Genomic DNA, 399 nt, shown 5'->3' on the forward strand with positions numbered 1-399 from the left:
TTGCCGGGGAAGAGGGCAGGCATCTGGCTATCGAAGCGCCGACCGGCGTCGGCAAAACGCTGTCATATCTGATCCCGGGCATCGCCATCGCCCGCGAGGAACAAAAAACGCTGGTGGTCAGCACCGCCAACGTCGCCCTGCAGGATCAAATCTACAGTAAGGACCTGCCGCTGCTGCGTAAAATCATTCCCGACCTGCGCTTCACCGCCGCCTTTGGCCGCGGACGCTACGTCTGTCCGCGCAACCTGACGGCGCTGGCCAGCACCGAGCCGTCGCAGCAGGATCTGCTGGCCTTTCTCGATGACGATCTCACCCCGAATAATCAGGCGGAGCAGAAGCTGTGCGCGACCCTGAAGCAGGATCTCGACAGCTACCGCTGGGACGGCCTGCGCGACCATA

1 protein-coding gene is annotated in these 399 nt (G+C 62.7%); it reads left to right on the forward strand.

Annotated features, from left to right (window positions below; all coding sequences use genetic code 11):
- Positions 1–399, forward strand: a 399-nt coding sequence (locus FN082_RS17830; protein WP_142982038.1) for a DEAD/DEAH box helicase, incomplete at both ends; no start/stop codon positions are given.

This window comes from Klebsiella spallanzanii, assembly GCF_902158555.1.
GTDB lineage: Bacteria > Pseudomonadota > Gammaproteobacteria > Enterobacterales > Enterobacteriaceae > Klebsiella > Klebsiella spallanzanii.